At 52.3% G+C, this 222-nt stretch carries 1 pseudogene; it reads right to left on the reverse strand.

Annotation, left to right across the window (positions count from 1 at the left end):
* Nucleotides 1–9: 9 nt before the first annotated feature.
* Nucleotides 10–222: pseudogene (locus QCD69_RS22705) on the reverse strand (penicillin-binding transpeptidase domain-containing protein); the annotation flags it as partial.

Genomic DNA, 222 nt, shown 5'->3' on the forward strand with positions numbered 1-222 from the left:
ACCTTAGCAGAACTGGCTGTGCATTGTATTAATGATATCGATACCCATCTTAATGGCAACCTTATAAAAGAAGGTGTCCGCCGACTCTTCTATCGCGCGGGTTACGTCAAGCATCCCGTGTCCGGTTTTTTTCCAGTCTCGGTATTTGCGCTCGGTGCCCGGCAGCGGCCATGTCGGCGCGCCGTAGAAGCTGGTTTGCGGCGTAATGACGTCATTCAGCAT

Origin of the sequence: Erwinia sp. PsM31, from assembly GCF_030433775.1 — a bacterium.
In the GTDB taxonomy this organism is placed as follows: Bacteria; Pseudomonadota; Gammaproteobacteria; order Enterobacterales; family Enterobacteriaceae; genus Erwinia; species Erwinia aeris.